17 protein-coding genes are annotated in these 20,705 nt (G+C 65.9%); 7 read left to right on the top strand and 10 right to left on the bottom strand.

The annotated features are described in order from the left end of the window. Positions 1–143 precede the first annotated feature (143 nt). The 6 genes from TQ38_RS03420 to TQ38_RS03395 form a co-directional block, all read right to left on the bottom strand. Positions 144–800: an outer membrane lipoprotein carrier protein LolA gene (locus TQ38_RS03420; RefSeq protein ID WP_043972376.1), complete on the bottom strand. Its 657-nt coding sequence runs from the start codon at positions 798–800 to the stop codon at positions 144–146. A 42-nt stretch (positions 801–842) separates the two neighbouring features. Then, positions 843–1,010 carry a 50S ribosomal protein L33 gene (rpmG, locus tag TQ38_RS03415; protein WP_007688317.1) on the bottom strand — a complete coding sequence of 56 codons (168 nt, stop codon included), beginning with the start codon at positions 1,008–1,010 and terminating at the stop codon, positions 843–845. 143 nt (positions 1,011–1,153) lie between these two features. Continuing rightward, on the bottom strand, positions 1,154–1,960 hold the full coding sequence (gene ppk2 / locus TQ38_RS03410; protein ID WP_043972382.1) for a polyphosphate kinase 2: 807 nt from the start codon (positions 1,958–1,960) through the stop codon (positions 1,154–1,156). A gap of 3 nt (positions 1,961–1,963) precedes the next feature. Next, complete coding sequence (locus TQ38_RS03405; RefSeq protein WP_043972385.1) at positions 1,964–2,776, bottom strand: undecaprenyl-diphosphate phosphatase; 813 nt, start codon at positions 2,774–2,776, stop codon at positions 1,964–1,966. Between the two features lie 151 nt (positions 2,777–2,927). Then, positions 2,928–5,081 carry a M13 family metallopeptidase gene (locus TQ38_RS03400; RefSeq protein WP_043972388.1) on the bottom strand — a complete coding sequence of 718 codons (2,154 nt, stop codon included), beginning with the start codon at positions 5,079–5,081 and terminating at the stop codon, positions 2,928–2,930. Between the two features lie 226 nt (positions 5,082–5,307). After that, positions 5,308–7,143 carry an ABC transporter transmembrane domain-containing protein gene (locus tag TQ38_RS03395; RefSeq protein WP_043972391.1) on the bottom strand — a complete coding sequence of 612 codons (1,836 nt, stop codon included), beginning with the start codon at positions 7,141–7,143 and terminating at the stop codon, positions 5,308–5,310. Positions 7,144–7,369: 226 nt separating this feature from the next. Between TQ38_RS03395 and TQ38_RS03390 the strand changes: the two genes are divergently transcribed. The 5 genes from TQ38_RS03390 (at position 7,370) to TQ38_RS03370 (ending at position 11,513) form a co-directional block, all read left to right on the top strand. After that, a complete protein-coding gene (locus TQ38_RS03390; RefSeq protein WP_082057569.1) occupies positions 7,370–8,614 on the top strand; it encodes a polyhydroxyalkanoate depolymerase in 1,245 nt (414 codons plus the stop codon). Between the two features lie 153 nt (positions 8,615–8,767). Further along, positions 8,768–9,487: a murein L,D-transpeptidase catalytic domain family protein gene (locus TQ38_RS03385; protein WP_043972394.1), complete on the top strand. Its 720-nt coding sequence runs from the start codon at positions 8,768–8,770 to the stop codon at positions 9,485–9,487. Positions 9,488–9,559: 72 nt separating this feature from the next. Next, a complete protein-coding gene (locus TQ38_RS03380; RefSeq protein WP_043972396.1) occupies positions 9,560–9,913 on the top strand; it encodes a hypothetical protein in 354 nt (117 codons plus the stop codon). Then, positions 9,910–10,923, top strand: a complete 1,014-nt coding sequence (locus TQ38_RS03375; RefSeq protein WP_043972398.1) for an XdhC family protein — start codon at positions 9,910–9,912, stop codon at positions 10,921–10,923. The genes TQ38_RS03380 and TQ38_RS03375 overlap by 4 nt, the downstream gene beginning before the upstream one ends. Beyond that, complete coding sequence (locus TQ38_RS03370; RefSeq protein ID WP_240197936.1) at positions 10,920–11,513, top strand: NTP transferase domain-containing protein; 594 nt, start codon at positions 10,920–10,922, stop codon at positions 11,511–11,513. The genes TQ38_RS03375 and TQ38_RS03370 overlap by 4 nt, the downstream gene beginning before the upstream one ends. An 11-nt stretch (positions 11,514–11,524) precedes the next feature. On the opposite strand, the gene TQ38_RS03365 is transcribed toward TQ38_RS03370, so the two are convergent. Next, complete coding sequence (locus TQ38_RS03365; RefSeq protein ID WP_043972400.1) at positions 11,525–12,787, bottom strand: FAD-dependent monooxygenase; 1,263 nt, start codon at positions 12,785–12,787, stop codon at positions 11,525–11,527. Further along, on the bottom strand, positions 12,787–14,481 hold the full coding sequence (locus TQ38_RS03360; protein ID WP_043972402.1) for an alkaline phosphatase family protein: 1,695 nt from the start codon (positions 14,479–14,481) through the stop codon (positions 12,787–12,789). Before TQ38_RS03360 ends, TQ38_RS03365 begins: the two co-directional genes overlap by 1 nt. Before the next feature lie 112 nt (positions 14,482–14,593). On the opposite strand from TQ38_RS03360, the gene TQ38_RS03355 reads away from it, so the two are divergent. Both TQ38_RS03355 and TQ38_RS03350 read left to right on the top strand, forming a co-directional pair. Next, the gene (locus TQ38_RS03355; RefSeq protein ID WP_043972404.1) at positions 14,594–16,645 is read left to right on the top strand and encodes a protein-disulfide reductase DsbD; all 2,052 of its coding nucleotides are present in this window, start codon (positions 14,594–14,596) and stop codon (positions 16,643–16,645) included. Positions 16,646–16,733: 88 nt separating this feature from the next. Continuing rightward, positions 16,734–17,810: an acyltransferase gene (locus TQ38_RS03350; RefSeq protein WP_162792200.1), complete on the top strand. Its 1,077-nt coding sequence runs from the start codon at positions 16,734–16,736 to the stop codon at positions 17,808–17,810. A 22-nt stretch (positions 17,811–17,832) separates the two neighbouring features. On the opposite strand, the gene TQ38_RS03345 is transcribed toward TQ38_RS03350, so the two are convergent. Together TQ38_RS03345 and TQ38_RS03340 are read right to left on the bottom strand one after the other, a co-directional pair. Next, positions 17,833–18,585 carry a sigma-70 family RNA polymerase sigma factor gene (locus TQ38_RS03345; RefSeq protein ID WP_052505595.1) on the bottom strand — a complete coding sequence of 251 codons (753 nt, stop codon included), beginning with the start codon at positions 18,583–18,585 and terminating at the stop codon, positions 17,833–17,835. Next, the gene (locus tag TQ38_RS03340; protein WP_370059795.1) at positions 18,582–20,705 is read right to left on the bottom strand and encodes a flagellar biosynthesis protein FlhA; all 2,124 of its coding nucleotides are present in this window, start codon (positions 20,703–20,705) and stop codon (positions 18,582–18,584) included. The genes TQ38_RS03345 and TQ38_RS03340 overlap by 4 nt, the downstream gene beginning before the upstream one ends.

Genomic DNA, 20,705 nt, shown 5'->3' with positions numbered 1-20,705 from the left:
AACCCGCCTCAAAACCGCTCTGACAACACCTATGTAGGATGGATTGCCTTGCTGCCAAGTGAACGAAATTCAGAAAACTGTCGCTGTTTGTCGCTAAGCGCGCACAACCTGCGCCGACCCGTTCCGAGCCGGCGACGAGCGCGTTAACGGCGATTCCTGGGACGCGGATCATTCCAGCGAAAATCATTGTCGGTGACCGGCACGCCGTAGCGCTGATTCGACAGGGATATGGTGGTGCGCTTGTTCTGCGAATCGAGCGAAACCCAGTAGGTCAGCTCCAGCCCGCCCGGCGCAGAGGCCTTGCGCTGGAAGATCAGCGTGATGACCCCGTATTCGGGATGCGTGCGATCACGCACCTCGATGCTGATGACATTGGGATTGCCGGTCTGCAAAACCCGGCCGAACTTGGCGACATCGCGCTTGGGATCGAGCAGTGCGCCCAGCGGGCTATTGCTGATCGGCCAGCGCTGCACCTGGCGCACGTCGTAGTCGATGAGGGTCAGGGCCTTGCCGTCGCCGACGATGAGCATGTTGGCGCTCTTCTCGTACTGGAAACGGATCTTGCCGGGCCGCTTGAGCGTCAGCACGCCGTTCACGGACTGGCCGGAACGATCGGTCTGGACGAAGTCGGCCTTCAGGCTATCGATAGCGCGCAGCGCCTCGACGGCCTGTGCCAGCTGCTTTGCATCGGCAGGCTCGGCTGCGAGAGCCGGGTGCGACAGCGTGATAGCTGGAATGGAAAGCGCGGCCAAAGCGGCCGCGCCAACGCAGGATCGAAAAGTTCTGTTGGTACGGTTCATGGCTTCCCCATTGGGTTCACAGCCTTGAACCGACCGTGAACCTTACTTGATCTTGGCTTCCTTGAACTCGACATGCTTGCGCACGACGGGATCGTACTTGGAGAAGCTCATCTTCTCGGTGGTGTTCCGAGGATTCTTCTTCGTGACGTAGAAAAATCCGGTGTCGGCGGTCGAGACCAGACGGATCTTGACGGTTGCGGGCTTCGCCATGGCGGTTCCTGTACTCTCTAAGTTTCAGCCGCCCTGGCAGGCCGGCGTTTAAACAATACCACGAGGGCGGCATGTGTATACTGCCCTGCAAGGCTGCGGCCCATGCAGAATCGGTCCCGCAAAGTCAAGCACCGGACGCCGATTCAGGGCATCGGAAACGACCTGATCGGCTCGAGAACGCCGAATTTCTCGCGGCGGAGCTTTCCTTTAAGCGGCGGCAGGTCGAGTTCGGGCGCTTCGAGACCCGTGTCGGGCAGGCGATCGAGAAAATCGCGAATCAGGGTAAGGCGGCCCCGCTTCTGGTCGTTGAAGTCCACCAGCGTCCACGGCGCATGGGCGGTGTGACTGGCCTTCAGCATCGCTTCGCGCGCCAGGGTGTACTCATCGTACTTCTCCCGCGCGGCGATATCGACCGGCGACAGCTTCCAGCGCTTGAGCGGGTCCTCGGCGCGTTCGGCAAGGCGTTCCTCCTGCTTCTCCTGGTCGCACGATAGCCAGTACTTGAACAGCAGGATGCCATCGTCGACGAGCGCCTTCTCGAACAGCGGGGCGTGGTGCAGGAAGGCCTCGACCTGGCTGTGGTCGGCATAGCCCATCACCCGTTCGACCCCGGCGCGGTTGTACCACGAGCGATCGAACAGGACGATTTCGCCGCGCGCGGGCAGATGCGGCACATAGCGCTGGAAGTACCACTCCCCCTGCTCGCGGTCGCTTGGCGCGGCGAGCGCAACGGTGCGGCACTGGCGTGGGTTGAGCTGGCCGGACAGGGCCTTGATCGCGCCGCCCTTGCCGGCAGTGTCGCGCCCTTCGAACAGGACAAGGATGCGCGCGGACGTTTTCTGCGCCCAGCGCGCCATGGCTACCAGTTCCTCCTCCATAGGCTCGAGAAGCTTCTCGTAGTCCTTGCGGTGGAGCTTTTCGGTGTCGCCTTTATCCTTGCCGCTACCCATGTGTCAGACCCTCGAAAGGAGGAACAGTGCCAGCGCTCCGGCAACGATGCGATACCACGCAAATGGCGCGAAACCGGACTTGCTGACGAAGGCCATGAACGCCTTGATGACAACCAGTGCCACCACGAAGGAAACGAAGAAGCCGATGGCGATCTCGTTCCAGCCCACAATGCCGGTGCCCGCCATCAGTTCCTCGCGCGCGCCCAGCAGTTCCAGCGTGGTCGCCCCGACCATCGTGGGAACGGCAAGGAAGAAGCTGAATTCGGCGGCGGTGCGGCGCTCAACGCCCATCGCCAGCGCGCCCATGATCGTCGCGCCGGAACGGCTGACACCCGGCACCATCGCGAGGCACTGCGCGAGGCCGACGCCGAGACACTGCTTTGCGGGCAGTTCGGCAACGCCGGTCAGTGGGCCGGGCTTGGCGATCTTTTCGACGCCAAGGATCGCGAAGCCGCCGATGATTAGCGCCCAGGCCACCACGGCCGGTTCGCCCAGCAATGCGTCGATGTAGTGCTTGAGAAGCAGGCCGAGAATGGCTGAGGGGATGAAGGCCAGCAGCACGTTGCGCACGAAGCGGATCGACGTGGGATTGAGCTTCAGAAGCCCCATGCCGACGGCCCAGAAGGTGCGCCAGAACTGCACGATCACGGCCAGGATCGCGCCCAGCTGGATGACGATGTTGAACGTCGCCCACTGGCTCGAATCGTAGCCGAAAAGGCGGGTGGCAAGGATGAGATGGCCGGTCGAAGAGACGGGCAGGAACTCGGTGAGGCCCTCGACAATGCCGAGGAGGATCGCGGTGAAGGTAAGGTCCATGGGCGAAAGGTCATGCCGTATGGACAGGCCAAGTCAACCGGGGACGTGCTGCAACGCGGAATTTTGCCGGGCATCGAAAATACCGGCGGTGCGAGGCCCGCCCCGCTGCCGCCAACTCGTGTGAGTGGGCGGGGCGGGCCTGCGCAGGGTTTTACCAGATACGCACGCGGTCCTTGGGCGCAAGGTACAGCTTCTGGCCCGGCTTCACGCCGAACGCCTTGTACCACTCGTCGAAGTTACGGACGATCCCGTTGATGCGGTACTGCGGCGGCGAGTGCGGATCGGTGATCAGGAACTGGCGGGCCTGCGCCTCGCGCACCTTCGAGCGCCAGACCTGCGCCCAGCCCATGAAGAAGCGCTGGTCGCCGGTGAAACCGTCGATCACCGGGGCCGGCTTGCCGTTCAGCGACAGCTTGTAGGCGCGGTAGGCAAGGCTGAGGCCGCCAAGATCGCCGATGTTCTCGCCCATGGTGAGGTGACCGTTGACGCAGGTCTTGCCATCATCGAACGGGCAAAGCGCGTCATACTGCGCCGCCAGCTTGTCCTGCAGCTTCTCGAACGCAGCCTTGTCTGCCGGGGTCCACCAGTCCCGCAGGTTGCCGGTGCCATCGGACTTGGCGCCCTGATCGTCGAAGCCATGGCCCATTTCATGGCCGATCACCGCGCCGATACCGCCGTAGTTGACCGCCGGGTCCGCCGTCAGGTTGAAGAACGGCGGCTGCAGGATCGCGGCGGGGAAGACGATCTCGTTGAAGGTCGAATTGTAGTAGGCGTTGACCGTCTCGGGCAGCATTCCCCACTCCGCGCGGTCGACGTTCTGGCCGATGCGGTTCATGTCGAAAGCGCTCTGCCAGGCGCCGGCGGCAACGGCATTGCCCAGCGGATCGGTGGGCGAGAAGGCAAGGCCGTCATACGTCTTGAACGTCGCCGGAGCGCCGATCTTGGGCGTGAAGGCATCCAGCTTGGCCTTGGCCTCGACGCGGGTGGCGGGGCTCATCCACGCCAGGTCCTTGAGGTTGACGCCCATCGCCTTGCGCAGGTTGGCGACAAGGTCGGTCATCGCCGCCTTCTGCTCGGCCGGGAAATACTTCGCGGCGTAGATCTTGCCGACCAGTTCGCCGGCCATGCCTTCGACAGCCGCGATGCCGCGCTTCCAGCGGGCGCGCTGTTCAGGCTGCCCGGAAAGCGTCTTGCCGTAGAAGGCGAAGCGCGCGTCGTCGATTTCGGACGGCAGGACCGTGGCATTATCGCTGAGGAAATGCGCGGTCATGTAGGCCTGCCAAGTCGCCACCGGCACCGTGTCCACCAGCTTGATAACCGCCGGCACACCGCCGCCGAACAGCGTCTGCGCCTTTGCCGCGTCGATGCGGGCGGCCTTCAGTTCCTCGGCCGTGGGCGGGATCTCGGCGACCAGCACATAAGTGGCCTTCTGCGCGCCGAGGCTGGTGAGGAAGCCCTTCACCACGCCGGGCGAACCCATGGCTTCGAATTCGGCGACGGGCAGCTTGTTGTAGGTAAGGTCGGGGTTGCGTGCAGCGGCGCGGTCCCAGTCGGCCTGGGCGATGCTGGTTTCCAGTGCGAGCACCGCCTTGGCGGCGCCTTGCGCGTCGGGATAGCCGGCCTTGCCGAGCAGGAACGCCAGATAAGTCTGATACTGGGCGCGCAGGGTGACCGAACGCTCGTCGTTCTTCAGGTAGTAGTCGCGGTCGGGCAGGCCGAGTCCGGAGACGCCGATGTTGAGCGCATAGATGTCGCTCTGCTTGTCGTCCGCGCCGACATAGGCGCCCAGCGGCGAGGCATAGCCGGGCTGGCCGAATAGATGGGCGAGATCGGCGGGGGTCTTTGCCGCCTTGATCCGGTCGAAGTAAGGCTTGGCCGGGGCAAGACCGGCCGCGTTGATAGCGCCGGTGTCCATGAACGCCTTGTAGGCGGCCGCGATGCGCGCGGCGTCCGAACCCGGCGCGGGGTTGGAGGCGACCAGTTCATCGAGGATCGCGTGAACGCGCTGTTCCGACAAGTCGTTCAGCTCGATGAAAGAGCCCCAGCGCGTGCGATCGGCGGGCAGTTCAACGGTCTTGTTCCAGGTGCCGTTGACGTAGGCGTCGAAATCGTCGCCGGGCTTGACCGACTTGTCTATCCACTGGGTCTGGACCCCGAACTTGCCCCAGTCGGCAGAGGGCGCGAGCGAAGGCTTGGCGGCAGGTGCTGCCTCCTGCGCGGATGCAATGCCGGAAAGACCGAAGCCGAGGGCGAAAACGGAAACAGCGGCGCTGGAAGCGAGCACCTTGCTGGAGAAGCGGAGCATGTCCTGACCTTTTCGTAAAAATGGGGGTACGACAGGATATTACGGCCGGGTCACGACGACCCACGATGGCGCGCAACATAATTGTCATGCCGCGCAATGCTACCCGAAAATGGCGTCGGATCGGCTCTGCCTTGCGATGAGCGGCAAATCAGCCGCAATCCCGACTGGCACCGCTCCCACAAACGAGCCTCCCCCTTTGCTGACAGCGCCGTCCCCAGAGTAGGCGTCAACCCAGCGGGATGATCGGCGGGCTGTCGAACTGAAGCGAGGCAAGGCGCGCATAAAGGCCGCTGGCCCGCGTCAGACTTTCGTGCGTGCCCTGTTCGACAATGCGACCATCTTCCATGACGATGATGCGGTCGGCCTGGCGCACCGTGGCGAGGCGGTGGGCGATTACCAGCGTGGTACGGTGCGCCATCAACCGTTCGAGCGCATCCTGCACCAGCCGCTCGCTTTCGGCATCGAGCGCGCTGGTCGCCTCGTCCAGCAGCAGGATCGGCACGTCGCGCAGCAGTGCGCGGGCGATCGCGATGCGCTGGCGCTGGCCGCCGGAAAGGCGGGCGCCATCCTCGCCCAGGAAGGTATCCAGGCCCTGCGGTAGCGCGCGCAGGAAACTTTCCGCGTTGGCCGCTCTGGCCGCTTCCCAGATCGCGGCGTCATCGGCCTGCCAGTTGCCATAGCGCAAGTTGTCGCGGGCGCTGGCGGCGAACAGCACGCCTTCCTGCGGCACCAGGGCGATGCGCGCGCGAATTTCTCCCGGATCGGCGGAGGCAAGCGGCACTCCGTCGATCTTGATGGCGCCGCTCTGCGGATCGTAGAAACGCTCGGCCAACTGGAACAGTGTCGACTTGCCCGCGCCCGAGGGGCCGACGATCGCCACAGTCTCGCCCGGTTCGATGGTTAGGTTGAAATCGTGCAGCGCCGGCAATTCCGGCCGCGAGGGATAGCGGAAAGTCACCCGCTCGAACGCGAGCTTGCCGCGCGGCGGCTGGGGCATGACAAGCGCGCGGGCAGGCGCGGAGATGGTCGGACGCTCGCCCAGCAGTTCGGCAAGGCGGCTGGCGGCACCTGCGCCGCGCACAAGATCGCCGTAGACCTCGGTCAGCGAGCCGAACGCACCCGCCACGATGCCAGCGGTGACCACGAAAGCGGCGATCGTGCCGCCCGTTATCGATCCGGCGGCAACACCGATAGCGCCGCACCACATGATGACCGTGATCGCGCCGAAGATCAGGAACATGATCACCGCAGTCATGATCGCGCGGATGAAGATGCGCTTCTTGCCGGTATCGAACGTGCGCTCGACGGCGGCGGCGAACCGCTCATGCTCGCGGCCTTCCTGGTTGAACGCCTGCACGATCTTGATCGCGCCGAGCACTTCGCCCGTCAGCGCGCCGATATCGGCGACGCGGTCCTGGCTCGACCGGGATACCGCGCGCAGCCGCCGCCCGAAGATGGCGATCGGCACGATCACCACGGGAATGGCGATGACCAGTCCTGCTGTCAGCCGGGGCTCCAGCGCGAAGAGGTAGATCACCCCGCCGATCGCCATGATCGCATTGCGCAGCGCCACCGATACCGTGGTGCCCACGATCTGTTCGATGATCGCGGTGTCGGCGGTCAGGCGCGAAGAGATTTCCTTGGGGCTGTTTTCCTCGAAGAAACCGGGCGCCAGCGTCAGCATGTGCCGCTGCACCCTGAGGCGGATGTCTGCAATTACGCGCTCACCAAGCCAGGAAACCGCGTAGAACCGGATCGCAGTGGCGACAGCCAGCACCACCACCACGCCAAGCAACGCCGCAAACCACCAGCGGATCGCATGAGGATCGGCGCCTTTCGCGAAACCCTGGTCGATGATCTGGCGAAAACCGAACGGGATGGCCAAGGTCGACGTCGCCGTGGTGATCAACGCCAGGCCCGCCGTGGCCATCCAGCCCGGATACTTGAGCATCTCGCGCCAGACCATGCGCAAGGGGCCGAGGTTCCCCTTGCGGCTCCTGCTGCGCTGCGCCGGTGCGGCTGTGCCGTCAGATGAAGCGGATATGCCCTGCGCCGTGTCCATTGCGCGCCCTTACAGCCTAGCGCCATGAAGGAAAAGGCCCCCTTGGATACAGGGGCTTCCTTGATGGCAGGGCATTCATAACAAGGGAGATTCGCGACGAAGCGGTGGATTTGCGCGAAATACGACTAACAGATTTCGTAATTGCCGCGTTGCACCATTAGCCCCTAGTGCCCAGATCATGGTTTAATTGACCGATTGACGGCCGACTTCGGCCAGGAGATTCGCTTTGCTTTACAACGCCTACGAACTGCAACGTACGATGATGAGCGGCGCCGCCGCATGGGCGTCGGTCAGCGCGGAAATACTGAGCAATCCCAAACTTCCAATGGGTTACTTCGGATTTGGCCCTGTCATGGCCTCCGCGCTCGACGTATTCGCGCACGCTGCTGCGCCGCGCGGCAAGCCTTCCTTCGACATCGAGACGGTGACCGTGGGCGGCAAGATCCATCCGATCACCGAATCGATCGTGCTGCATCGTCCCTTCGGCAATCTTCTGCGCTTCGAGCATCCGGGCCTGCCGGAGAATGCTCCCAAGCTGCTGATCGTGGCTCCGATGAGCGGCCACTACGCCACCCTTCTGCGCGGCACCGTGGCGCGCATGGCGGAAAGCTGCGAAGTCTACATCACCGACTGGGCCGACGCGAAGCTGGTTCCCGCCAGCGCTGGCAAGTTCGACCTCGACGATTACATCGATTATGTGATCGGCTTCCTCGAACACATCGGTCCCGGCGCGCATATGCTCGCGGTGTGCCAGCCTTCGGTCCCGGCCTATGCCGCCACCGCGCTCATGGGCGCCAAGAAGCATCCCTGCCGCCCTGCCACTCTGACCATGATGGGCGGCCCGATCGATACCCGCGAAGCACCTACCAGCGTCAACGACGTGGCGATGCAGCAGCCGCTTTCGTGGTTCGAGAACAACGTCGTTGCCACCGTCCCGCAGATGTACCCGGGCGCCGGCCGTCAGGTCTATCCGGGCTTCCTGCAGTTGGCCGGCTTCATGTCGATGAACCTGGGCAGCCACATGATGAGCCACTACGGCATGTTCAAGCACATGGTCGCCGGCGACGGTGACAGCGCGGATTCGACCAAGGCATTCTACGATGAATACCGCGCGGTATGCGACATGACCGCCGACTTCTATCTCCAGACGGTCGAACATGTGTTCCAGAAACACTCCCTGCCCAAGGGTGAATTCGTCCACCGCGGCGAGGTCATCGATCTGTCGGGCATTCGCGACACCGCACTTTTGGCGGTCGAGGGCGAGCGCGACGATATCTCCGGCATCGGCCAGACCCGTGCCGCGCTCCACCTGGCAAGCCACCTGCCCGAGAAGAGCAAGAAGTATTATCTGGCCGAGGAAGTGGGCCATTACGGCATCTTCAATGGCAGCAAGTGGCGGAACCGGATCGCTCCGGTACTGGAAGACTGGATCGCCCAGCACAGCCGCAAGTCGTTGAAAGTAGTGGCCTGATTCGCGGATCGCGTGGTCCCGGGGAAAGACCGGGACCGCGTATTCGTGTAAATACGCCCACTAAGGCACCGTTGCGCCAGAGCGCTCTGCGGGTGCGCCAATCGCTCGACGGAACGGTAGATCGCTGCGTCCGGTTGTGGTATAAGTACAACTATGGATCGCACCCATTCCCGGCGGAAAGTCATTAAAGGCAGTCTCGTAGCAGGCCTTGGCCTCGCCCTGCCATCGCGTGTCTTCGCGGCGGAAGAACTGAATTCCGGCGACGCTGCACCCGGCGAAGGCGCCGCCGCCACTCTGGCGAGCACGTTCCCGACCGGCCTTTCCACCGCCCCGGCGCTGGCCAGCGGGCTGACCTCATACCAGAATCGCGTCCTTCAGGTCGCTTCGCTCCAGGCCCAGCGCGTGCGCGGACATCTGTGGCGCGCGGACGTCGTCGGGATCGTCGATTTCGCGCAGCCTTCGTGGAAGCCGCGCCTGCATTTCGCGAATCTGGAGAACGGGACCGTGCGCTCGTTCCTAGTTGCCCACGGACGCGGTTCCGATCCGGCGCACAGCGGCTGGCTGCAAAGTTTCTCCAACACTCCCGGTTCCGAGGCCACCTCGCGCGGGGCTTACCTCACCGCCGAATGGTATAAGGGCAAGTACGGGACCTCTATCCGCCTTGTCGGGTTGGACAATGACAACTCGCTGGCCCTGCCGCGCGCGATCGTGATGCACCCGGCCTGGTACGTGGACCCCACCATGATCGAGAAATGGGGCAAGCTAGGCCGCAGCGAGGGCTGCTTCGCGATGAGCAACACCGACTTCAACGAAGCGCTCTGGCACATCTCAGGCGGCCGCCTGCTGTTCGCGGACCGTATCGGCGAGGGCTGATCCCTGCCCGTACTGCGCACATAGGCCAGCGCCGGTTAGACACCGGCTTCTCACAATGATACAGGATGGCTCATGGAAACCAGCCTGAAAGGCCTGGAACGCAGTGCCCTCACTGATGCCCGGCAGATGCGTTCGCGCAATGCGCTGACCGATGCTCTTCTCACGCTGCTTGAGGAAAAGTCCTTCGAGCAGCTGACCATCCGCGAGATCACGGCGCGCGCGGGCAGGAACTGGCTGCCGCAGGATCTGGGCATCATCCATGGCACAAGCTCGACGTTCGATATCCTGGCGTGGTGGCTGGCACAGGTCGGCGATAGCGCCGGTCCCCGCCTGTCGCCGGAGCAGGTCGCGAACATCCTGCACCGCCTTGTGATCGTCCCGCTGGCCGGCGACACGGCCGAGCGCGGCACGGCACGCACCTCATGACCATACTTGCAGACCAGCCCCTCACCGCCGAGATCGAAAGCGCCGACTGGCCCGAGTTCGGCTGGGTGGACGATATCCGCCCCGCGCTTGCTAGGCAGGTAGCGGATGGCCGCCCGGCTGCACTGGCAACGCTATTTCGGGTCGCCGGCAGCGCTCCGCGAGGGCCCGGCGCGCAGATGCTGTTCGCAGCCGGAGCCGACGGCGTCGTTTCGGCAAGCGGCTACTTCTCGGGCGACTGCATCGAAGGCGATGTCGCCAACCATGCCGCCGGAGTGCTTGCCGATGGCCGGCCCCGGCGCCTGCACTACGGCATGGGCAGCCCCTGGATCGACCTTCGGCTGCGCTGCGGCGGCGCCCTCCACGTCCTGCTCGAACGCGTGTCGAGCGATTCGCCCGCCCTGCACGCCCTGCTGCGTCACGCGGCGGAGCGCCGTTCCTGCACTTGGGTCAGCGACGGCGAGACACAGTCCGTCACCGAAGATGCCGGCCCGCTGCTGTCCTTCACGAACGAGCCGCTTCGCATCGCCCGCCGTTACGATCCGCCGCGCCGGCTGATCGTCTCGGGCGGCGATCCCGGAGCGCTCGCCGCAGCCAGGCTGGGCGCGATGGCGCAATTCGAAACGATCCTGCTGCGCCCCGGCGGCCCTCAGGCACCCCCGCCCTTCCCGGTGGCGCAGTATCTGCGCGAGGAACCCGCCGAAGCGCTAGCCCGGCTCAAGGTCGATCGCTGGACTGCCTATCTTGGCGCCACGCACGAAGATCACCACGACCTGGCCGGCTGCCTTGCCGCGCTGCGCGGGCAAGCTGGCTATGTCGGCATGATCGGCGCGAAATCGCGCGCGGGCGAACGCCTCGCCGCGCTGGAAGCGGCAGGCGCCAGCGCCGAAGAACTGTCCCGGCTGCATCTGTCGCCGGGCGTCCCGGGTCTGGGAAAATCGCCGTGGGAAGTGGCGACAGGTATCATCGCCGAAATCATGCAGGCCCTGAATCCGGCGCGCGAGCGCGCGTGACCGCATATGGAGGCCTGCCGGGCGACTCGTTCGCGGCGATCGTTCTTGCCGCCGGTCACGCCGTCCGCTTCGGTAGCGACAAGCTCTCTGCCCCGCTGGACGGCGTCCCCCTGCTGACCCACGCGATCCGCGCCGCCCGCGCCGCGCCCGTAGTGAAAGTCGTGGTCGTTACGCGGCCCGGCCTTACGCTGGAGCCATGGCCGGGCGAACCTGCGGTGGAGGTTGTGCGGCTTGCCAGCAGCGCGCTGTCCGACACACTAAAGGCCGGCATCGCTGCGGCGGGCGATGCCAAGGGCGCCTTTGTGTTCCTTGGCGACATGCCGCGGATACCGCAGGGGCTGGCCGCAAGCCTCGCTGCCGCTATCGGCCCGGCCTATGCCGCCATGCCGCGCCAGGGAGGCCGCCCCGGCCACCCGGTGTTGCTATCCTCCCGCGCATTTGCAGACATTTACGCCCTTACCGGGGACGAAGGCGCCGGACGCCTGCTGCGCCGCAGGGATGATGTGATATTCGTCGACTGCAGCGACCCCGCGATCCATTTCGACGTGGACCGCCCGGACGATCTGGCCCGGGCCGCAAGTCCATCATAACGATATGAAGGCTATGCCCGCAGCAGCTCCGGCAGCTTGCCGGACATGCCCCGCGCCTCGTCCATGAAGAAGCGTTTGAGCGCGGGCAGGCGCTGAACCGCGCCCATTCCCAGTCGGCGCGCCGCGCTGGGCAGGCGGCCGGGAATGCCGAACAGGCGCGTCAGCCCGTCCGTCACCGACATCACCATGAAGGTATCGAGGCTGCGCCACTTCTCATACCGCGCGAGCATCTGCGCATCGCCGGGTTCCAGCCCGAGGCGCATGCCCTCGGTAAGTACCTCTACCAGAGCGCCGACATCCCGCAGGCCCAGGTTGAGCCCCTGTCCCGCGATCGGGTGCATCCCGTGCGCCGCATCGCCGATCACCGCCAGGCGCTCGTCCACCACGCGGCCGGCATGGTGGAAACGCAAAGGGTAGCTCATGCGCGGCGCCGCGAGCGAGATCGCGCCCAGCACGCCGTGCATCCGCGAGGCGACCTCGTTGACGAACATCGCATCGGGCATGGCCATGACCCCGGCCGCATCCTTTTCGGCCACGGTCCACACGAGGGCGCTGCGATGGCGGCCCTGTTCATCGTCCAGCAGCGGCAGCAGCGCGAAGGGACCGGCGGGGTAGAAGATTTCCCAGGCGGTGTTCTCGTGCGACTTTTCGTGGAACAGCGCCGCCACGGTGGCGCGGTGCTTGTAATCCCATTTGGCGAGCGCGAAGCGGGCTTCATCGCGGGTGGGCGACTGCCGGCCCTCTGCGGCCACCAGCAGCGAGCCGGTGAGTATCCGCCCGTCGGCAAGCTCCACCTCGACGCCGTGAGCGCTGCGATCCCGGCGCACCGCTTCGGTCTTTACATGCCAGGCGATGGCCGGCTCTTCGCGCGCAGCGTCGAACAGGGCGATCCGCAAGTCGCGGTTGGCGAACATCCGGCCCAGCGAGCCTTCTTCCGGCTTGGGCGTAAAATCGATCCGGCCCGGCTTCATCCCGTCGGTGACGGCAATGGAATCGATCGGGCAGCCAAGCGGTTTCAGCCGCCCGGCGAGGCCGATGTTAGTGAACAGGTTCCAGCTTGCCGTCGAGATGGCCGAGGCGCGCGCATCGGCGCCCTCGGCCACGAGATCGGCCGGGTCGGCCCGGTCGATCACGTGGGAGGTGATCCCGGCCTTTGCGGCGGCCAGCGCCAGCGTCATGCCGACAAGGCCGCCGCCCAGGATTATCAGGTCACGGCGTTCACCTTTGGAGGGTGCAAGGGCCGTATTCGGTGCAGTCGTATTCGAGTCGCTCATCACGAGCAGCTATCGGACTCCCCGGCGTAGATGTCGAGACATCTGCCGTCCCAGGTGCCGGCCGGTTCGCTCAAACCCACCAGCGCGGCGAGGGTCGGGGCGATGTCCACCGTCTCCACAGGCTGCGCCTGCTCCATGCGGACCTGGCCCTTGCGCCAGAACAGCATCGGCACGCGGCGATCGTAATCCCAGGGGCTGCCGTGAGTGGCGGTGTAGCCGGGAACGGCTTTGGTGCCGGGCACGACGGCCCGCTTCGTCATCATCAGCACGTCGCCCGAACGGGTCGGATCGAAGGAGGCGGCGACGATCTCGATCTCGCTCCAGTCCTGCGGATGGCCGCTGGGGACCTTGACCTTCTTCAGTTCCTCGGCGGTGTAGACGCCCGAGATCTGCGGGTTGGCCTTGAGCTGGCTGACCAGTTCGGCGATCACTTTCTTGCGCTGCGCCGAGGTGAGCCCCGCGTTGAGCCAGATATCGCCCGAGCCGCCTGCACCGTAAAGCAGCGGACCGGACTTGGGGGTGATCTTGGTGACCTTCGAAACCGAGGCCGACAGCCCCTCGTCGGTCAGCGACGGGTCAAGGCGCGCGGCTTCGGGCACGCCCTGCAGTTTCATGCGCTCGGGGGCATCGGCGCCGCCGTGGTCGGCGCTGAGCGCGACCACATAGTCCAGCCCGCGCGCATCGAGCGCGCTCAGCAACGTGCCGATCGTCTGGTCGAGCACCGCCATCTGGATGCACATCTCGACGCCCTCGTTGCCGTAGGCATGGCCGACCTTGTCGGTAGCCGAGTAGCTGACCGAGAGCACGTCGGGCACGTCGTCCTTGCCCAGCGGCATCTCGTCGAGCAGGCGGATAGCCAGATCGGTGGTCGCCTCATCCATGCGCGGGCTGTTGGCGAACCCCTTCATGTCGCCGGCTTTCAGCGGGAACCGGTACGTGCCGATGGTGAAACCGCCCACGTCGATCGCGCGGTCGACATCGCCGCACCAGCCCGGCACCGGCAGTTCGCCCGCGCCTGCCGCGACCGTGGCGGCAAGCGCCTTGTTTTCGGCCAGCGCGGCGGCGGACAGCTTGCGCCCCTCGAAGCTGGTGAAGCCCTTGCCCTTGAGCCAGTAGGCGGCGTCGGCGGTGTGACCGCTCATCATCACGACCGCGCGGTCCTTGGCCGAAACCGCGACATTGAGGCTGGCGGGGTTCTTCTTTTTGAGGAGATCGCCCAGGGTCGGCGCCTTGAGGTGATCCGGGCTGATGACCGAATCCTCGGACGTGCTCTTGGGATTGGTCTCGTCTTCGGAGCAGTAGACCTGCTTGTCGTCGCGGCCGATGCCGGGGACGAACCAGTTGTTGGCGATGATGCCCGTGCGATTGGGGTGCACGCCGGTCAGCAGGGTGGAGTGGCCGGGGCAGGTTTCGGTCGCCGCGTGAGACTGGAAGCCCGAGGGAAACACCGTGCCCTGCAGCAACCGCGCGAGGCCCTTGGTATACCGTTCCCGGTACTGCTGGAACAGATCGGCGGAATACTGGTCGACAGAGATCGCGACGATCAGCTTGGGCGGGGTCGTGGGCGCTGCGGGCGCGGGGGCCTGCGCAGGTGCGGCAGGGGCAGCTTCCTGTGCGAAGGCCGGAGCGGCAGCGCCGAGCGCGAGGGCGACAGCGAGCGATGAAAAGGCCATCGGAAGTTTAGGGAGCCGCATTGGGGGAGGTTCCTTGAAAAGTCTGCGCGTTGAGGGCAAATGCATCGGTGATCGGATCGCCACCCGCGTGCAAGGGTAGTGCAAGCCCATTGGCCAACACACGGGAAGCATCATGACCTCGCGCCGCTACGCCGCCCTTGTGACGGTTCTATGTCAACTCACGGCGCTTTTGGGAGTCTTTCTCGCAAGTGCCCTGCCGGTCCAGGCGGCGCCCACCCATATCGCGGCGGAGCTGGTCGCCGGTCCGATCGTGGACGGCAAGGCGACGCTGGCGATCCGCATGTCGCCCGAAAAGGGCTGGCACGGCTACTGGATCAACCCGGGCGACGCGGGGCTGGGCATGCAGCTGGCATGGGAGCTTCCCGAAGGCGCCAGCGCTGGCGAGCCGGCCTATCCGGTGCCCCGCACGCTGGTGGTGCAGGGCCTGATGAACCACGTCTACGAAAAGGAATATGCGGTTCTGGTGCCGGTGATGCTGCCCGCCAAGGCGGCAGCGGCCACCCGCCTGCCGGTCCGCGTCAAGGCGCAGTGGCTAGCCTGCACCGATCAGCTATGCGTCCCCGAACGCGCCGAACTCGCCACCGAGATCGTTGTCGGCGCAGCGCCGGACAAGAAGACCGCCAAGCGCTTTGACGAGTGGACACGGGCCCTTCCCGCCCCGCTCGATGCACCTGCCGCCTTCGCGCTGACCGACAAGACGCTGCGCCTCGCGATCCCCCTGCCCGCCTCGGTCAAGCTGGAGGCGCCGCACCTGTTCGTGCGCGAGGACAAGCTGGTGAACTATGCGGCGGCGCAGATGTTCAGCCGCAAGGGCGACGTCCTGCTGGTGACCATCCCGCGCCCTGATTTCGCCGCCACCGAGGCCGGCACGGTGGACGCCGTGCTGCGCCTCGACGGCTTCGGCAACGGCATCGCCCTCACCGCAAAGCCCGGCCCCGTGCCCACTGGCGGCGAACCGGTGGCGAGCGATACCGATGCGCCCGAACTTCCAGCACTGCCCTGGCTGCTGCTGGCGGCGGTGGCGGGCGGCCTGCTGCTCAACGTAATGCCCTGCGTCTTCCCGATCCTGTCGCTCAAGGCGCTGAGCCTGGCCCGGGCCGGCGAAAGCGAAGCCCATGCGCGGGTCGAAGGGCTGGCCTATGCCGCCGGCGTCATCACCGCCTGCCTGATCCTGGGCGCGGGGCTGCTGGCCCTGCGCGCAGGCGGCGAGCAAGTGGGCTGGGCGTTCCAGTTGCAGGAACCGGCAGTCGTCGTTTCGCTTTTCGCGCTGGCTGTGGCCATCACCGCCAATCTGCTGGGCCTGTTCGAATTCGCCGTGCCGGGCTTCGCCAGCGGCGGCAGCGCGCAAGGTTCGTTCGCCACGGGACTGCTCGCCGCCTTCGTCGCCACGCCCTGCACCGGCCCGTTCATGGCAAGCGCGATGGGTGCCGCGCTGCTGCTGCCGGTCGCTCCCGCGCTGACGCTGTTCGCGGCGCTGGGCCTGGGTATCGCGCTGCCCTTCCTTGCCATCGCCTTCGTACCGGCCCTGCGTCGGCGCCTGCCCCGGCCGGGCAAGTGGATGGTCACCTTCCGCCGGATCATGGCCGTGCCGATGGCGCTGACCGCCCTGGCGCTGGCATGGCTGGTGTGGCGTCTCGGCGGCTCTGCCTCGCTGTCTTACGTGCTGGCGCTGGCGGCGATGCTGGTGGCACTTCTGGCGCTTGCCGGGCGAAACCAGCGCCGCGGCCGTCCCGCTCTGATCCCCGCCTGCGTGGCGCTTGCCATCCTTGCTGTCGGCGTGTTGACAATGCCCGAGCCGCAGCATCAGCCCGGCGAAACGGCGTCGATCATCAACGCCAAACCGTTCTCGGCCAAAGCCCTCGCCAAGGCGCAGAGTGAAGGCAGGCCGGTGTTCGTCTGGATGACCGCCGACTGGTGCCTGACCTGCAAGGTCAATGAGGAAGTGGCGATCGAGCGCGAGGACACGAAAGCCGCCTTCGAAAAGGCCGGCGTCGTCGTCCTGCGCGGTGACTGGACCCGCCGCGATCCCGAGATCACCCGTTACCTCACCGCGCGGGGCGCGGCCGGGGTGCCGCTTTACGTGTGGTACGCGAAGGGCGCAAAGCCCGAGACACTGCCGCAGGTGCTGACCCCGGCGCTGCTGGCGCAAAAGGCAGGCTCGTAGTTTTACCCGGTTAGCAGCACCCATTCTTTTGCCTCCCGAAATCCGGGAACCTCTGCCGGGGACCTTGAGGCAAGGGAGGTGGGGCCGCGTGCAACGTTTGGACGCCGTACAGGGACTGCGCGCTGTAGCCGCCTGGTTCGTCGTGATCGCTCACGGCGCGCTTTGGGCGGGCGGTTTCGGTTCGCTCATTCTGCCCGCTCGATCCTACGAATTGCTGGGTTCGCTCGGGGTGCTGATGTTCTTCACCGTCAGCGGCTTCATCATGGTCTACATCAGTCGCGGTACGTTCGGGATGCCCGGAGCTTCCGTCTCGTTTTTGCAGAAACGGCTGATACGCATCGTCCCGCTATACTGGATGATGACCATGCTGGCCCTCGTCATCATCCTGCGAAACGCCCAGCCTGTGGGTATGGTCCAGGTGATGCAATCGCTTCTGTTCATTCCCTATATCGTCCACGGCCATCTGATCCGCCCGCTGCTCGGCGTCGGCTGGACCCTTAACTTCGAGATGTTTTTCTACGTTCTGTTCGCGGTGTCGCTGCTCGTCCGGCGCGGCCTGATGCTTCTTTGCTGCACGCTCGGAGTGCTCCTGCTGACAGACCAGATTCTCAATCCCATCTGGCACTATCATGACCCGTCGACCCTGGTGCAGGAATGGACGGACCCCCTGCTGCTGCCGTTCCTGCTGGGTATCGGCTTGGCCATTCTCCACAAATCCTACCCGGCGATGCACAATCGGCATCCGTTTCTGGGCCTTGCTGCCGGTTGTCTGGTGATGCTTGTGTTGCAGCAGACCCTTATCCCGGATCACCATGATCCTGTGTGGTGGCGGATTGCCGTTCTGGCATTGGGCGCGGTGCTGGCTTCATCGGCGATCCTGGCATCGGGCCACCTCGAAGTACCGCGCTGGCTCATCCTGGCGGGCGATTCGTCCTATAGCCTGTACCTCGTCCATCCCTTGCTGTTCGGCCTCGTCAAACGCATCGGCGGGGAAGCGCTGGCACGGGAACTTCCGGTCGCCGCGATGTTGCTGTATGTCGTCCTGAGCACTGCCGCAGGCCTTGCCTTGCATATCTGCATCGAGCGCCCGTTGACGCGCTGGCTGGGGCGAAGACTTCCCCGCGCCGAGCCGCCGAAAGCGAGGCTGGAAGTAGCCGCAGCCTGAAACGGCACACCCTGCGGCGGCGTCACAGCACCTCGGCCACGCCTTCCAGACTGGCGCGCAGCTTGTCGATCGCCTGCGCTTTGAGCTGGTGCACGCGCGGCACCGAGACCTGCAACACTTCGGCGATCTCGGCCAGGTTGAGTTCCTCGACGAAGTAGAGCTGGACGATCAGCTTCAGCCGGTCCGGCAGGTCGGAGATCGCCGCGATCACCGCGCCGCGCGTTTCCTCGCCCGCCAGCATCGCGAAGCTGTCGGGCGTTTCGGCGGCGAAGGCCATGTTCTGGTCGGAATAGGCGTCATCCAGCGAATCGAAGCGCAGCGGCTGGCTCGATGCGCGCAGGGAAGCCAGTTCCCGCTCGTCGATGCCCATGGCCTGCGCCAACTCGGCCGGACGCGGTTCGCGGCCAAGGTTGCCGCGTAGGGCGGTTTCCTTCTCGGCCAGCAGGCGCCGCCGCTCACCCGCCCCGCGCGACATCGGCAGGCTGCGGCGGACCATGTCCACCATCGCCCCGTGCACGCGCATCTTGGCATAAGCGGCAAAGCCGTCCTCGGTCGGCCCGGCGTGTTTCTGCGCGCATTCGGTAAGCGCGACGAGGCCCGCCTGGACAAGGTCCTCCAGCTCGATCCCCGGCCTGCCGCTGCCATGAACATGCCAGGCCTGCCGCCGCACCATCGGCAGGAAGCGCCGCACACGGTCGCCCACGTCGCCCTGATAGGCACGCATCGCTGCCGGAGACGCGGACGGCGAAGCGCCCTGAAAGGACATCTGGTTCATGCAGCCATGCTTTCGGCGTTGTCAGGTGCGGGAAGGCCGCGCGGTTCCTGCGGCGGAGCGGCGGCGCCGATCACGTCGATGACCTCGATCGGCTGGGTCGCGGGCAGTTCGGAGATCGAAAGGACGAGGCAGCCGGGCGCGCGCAGGCGCAGCAGCGCCGCCAATGCACGGCGCGCGCGGGGCTGCACCACCAGCGTCAGCGGGATCGCGTGAGGGCCGCGCATTTCCCCAAGAGCGGTGATGCGCTCGCCGATCATGCGGGCCAGGTCGGGTTCGATCACCGGCTGGCCAGTGGCGGGATCGACCATGCCCTGCACGATCGCCGCCTCCAGCCCGGCATTCAGCGTCACCACCGGCAAGCGCTCGCTGGGCGGGCAGACCCGCCCGACGATCAGCGCGCCAAGATCGGCGCGGACCAGTTCGACAAGCCGGTCGTGGTCCACAGTCTGCTGGACGGCGCGTGAAAGGCTGGCGAAGATCGGCACCAGATGCGCGATCGGGATGTAGTCCTCCAGCAGCGCGCGCAGCAGGCGGGTGACGCCGGCAAGCGTCAGCGGCGCGGGATACACCGTCTCGACCAGCCCGGCGGAGTGTTCCTTCAGCGAGTCGATCAGCGCCCGCACCTGATCCGGGCCCAGCAGGTCCTGCGGGCGCGCCGAAAGCAACTGGTTCAGGTGCGTGGCGATGACGGTGCCGGGGTCTACGGTCAGGAACCCCTCCGCAGTGGCGTGATCGCGCGCGGCGGGGTCGATCCACAGGGCGGGGCAGCCGAAGCTGGGGTCCCAGGTCGGCTCGCCGCGCAGGGCGTGGTGGGGGCTGGCCTCGCCCGCGTCGATGGCGAGAACCTTGTCGGCACGGATCGCCGCGCCGCCCAGGTTCACGCCGCCCAGCACGATGCGATACTCATGCGGCGGCATGTCCAGCGCATCGCGCACGCGGAACTGCGGAACGATGAAGCCGAACGACTGGCTCAGCTGTTTGCGCACACCCGTAACCCGCGTCACCAGCGGCGAGCCGCGCCGCTCGTCCACCAGCTGCACGAGGCCGTAGCCCAGCTCGATGGTGACGAGGGTGTGGTCGGAAACATCCTCCAGCTCGATCCGCGAGGGATCGGCGGGCGCGGCGGGTTCCGCCACTTCGACCGAGGCGATGAGGGCGCGTTCGGCGCGCTTTCGCAGGGCATGCCACATCCATCCCGCCAGCGCGGCGGCGGGCAGGAAGATGCTTTGCGGCATGGCCGGGATCATGCCCATCGCGCCAAGCACCACGGCCACCGGCAACCACGTGCCGGGGGCGGCAAACTGGTTGCCGATCTGCCCGGCAAGGTCGCGGCTGTCGGACACGCGGGTGACGATGACGGCGGCGGCGATCGACAGCAGCAGCGAGGGCACCTGCGCCACCAGCGCATCGCCGATCGCCAGCGTGATATAGGTCTGCGCGGCCTGCGATGCGGTCAGCCCGTGGCTTATCATGCCAAGGCAGAAGCCCGCGATGATGTTGACGCCCAGGATCAGCAGCGCGGCAATGGCGTCGCCCTTCACGAACTTGGAAGAACCGTCCATCGAGCCGTAGAAGTCGGCCTCGGTCGCCACTTCGCGGCGGCGCGCCTTGGCTTCGTCGGCGGTCATCAGGCCGGCGGCAAGGTCGGCGTCTATGGCCATCTGCTTGCCCGGCAGCGCGTCCAGCGTGAAGCGCGCGGAAACTTCCGAAACGCGCCCCGCGCCCTTGGTCACCACCACCATGTTGATGATGACGAGGATCAGGAACACGAAGATGCCAACCGCGAAATTGCCGCCGATGAGGAAGGCGCCGAAAGCCTCGATCACCTTGCCCGCCGCCGCCTCGCCCTCGTGCCCGTGGACCAGCACGACGCGGGTGGAGGCGACGTTGAGCGAAAGCCGCAGCAGCGTCGCGAACAGCAGGACCGAAGGGAAGGCCGAGAAATCGAGCGGCTTTTCCGCGTTCATCGCCGCCATCAGCACCGCCACCGACAACGCGATGTTGAGCACGAAGGCCACGTCCAGCACGAAGGCCGGCACCGGCACGATCATCAGCACGATAAGCACGAGGATGCCCGCCGGCAGCGCGACGGCTCCGGCGTTGCGAATACGTCCCAGCAA

Origin of the sequence: Novosphingobium sp. P6W (genome assembly GCF_000876675.2) — a bacterium.
In the GTDB taxonomy this organism is placed as follows: domain Bacteria; phylum Pseudomonadota; class Alphaproteobacteria; order Sphingomonadales; family Sphingomonadaceae; genus Novosphingobium.
This window is presented reverse-complemented; position numbering and strand designations above follow the sequence as displayed.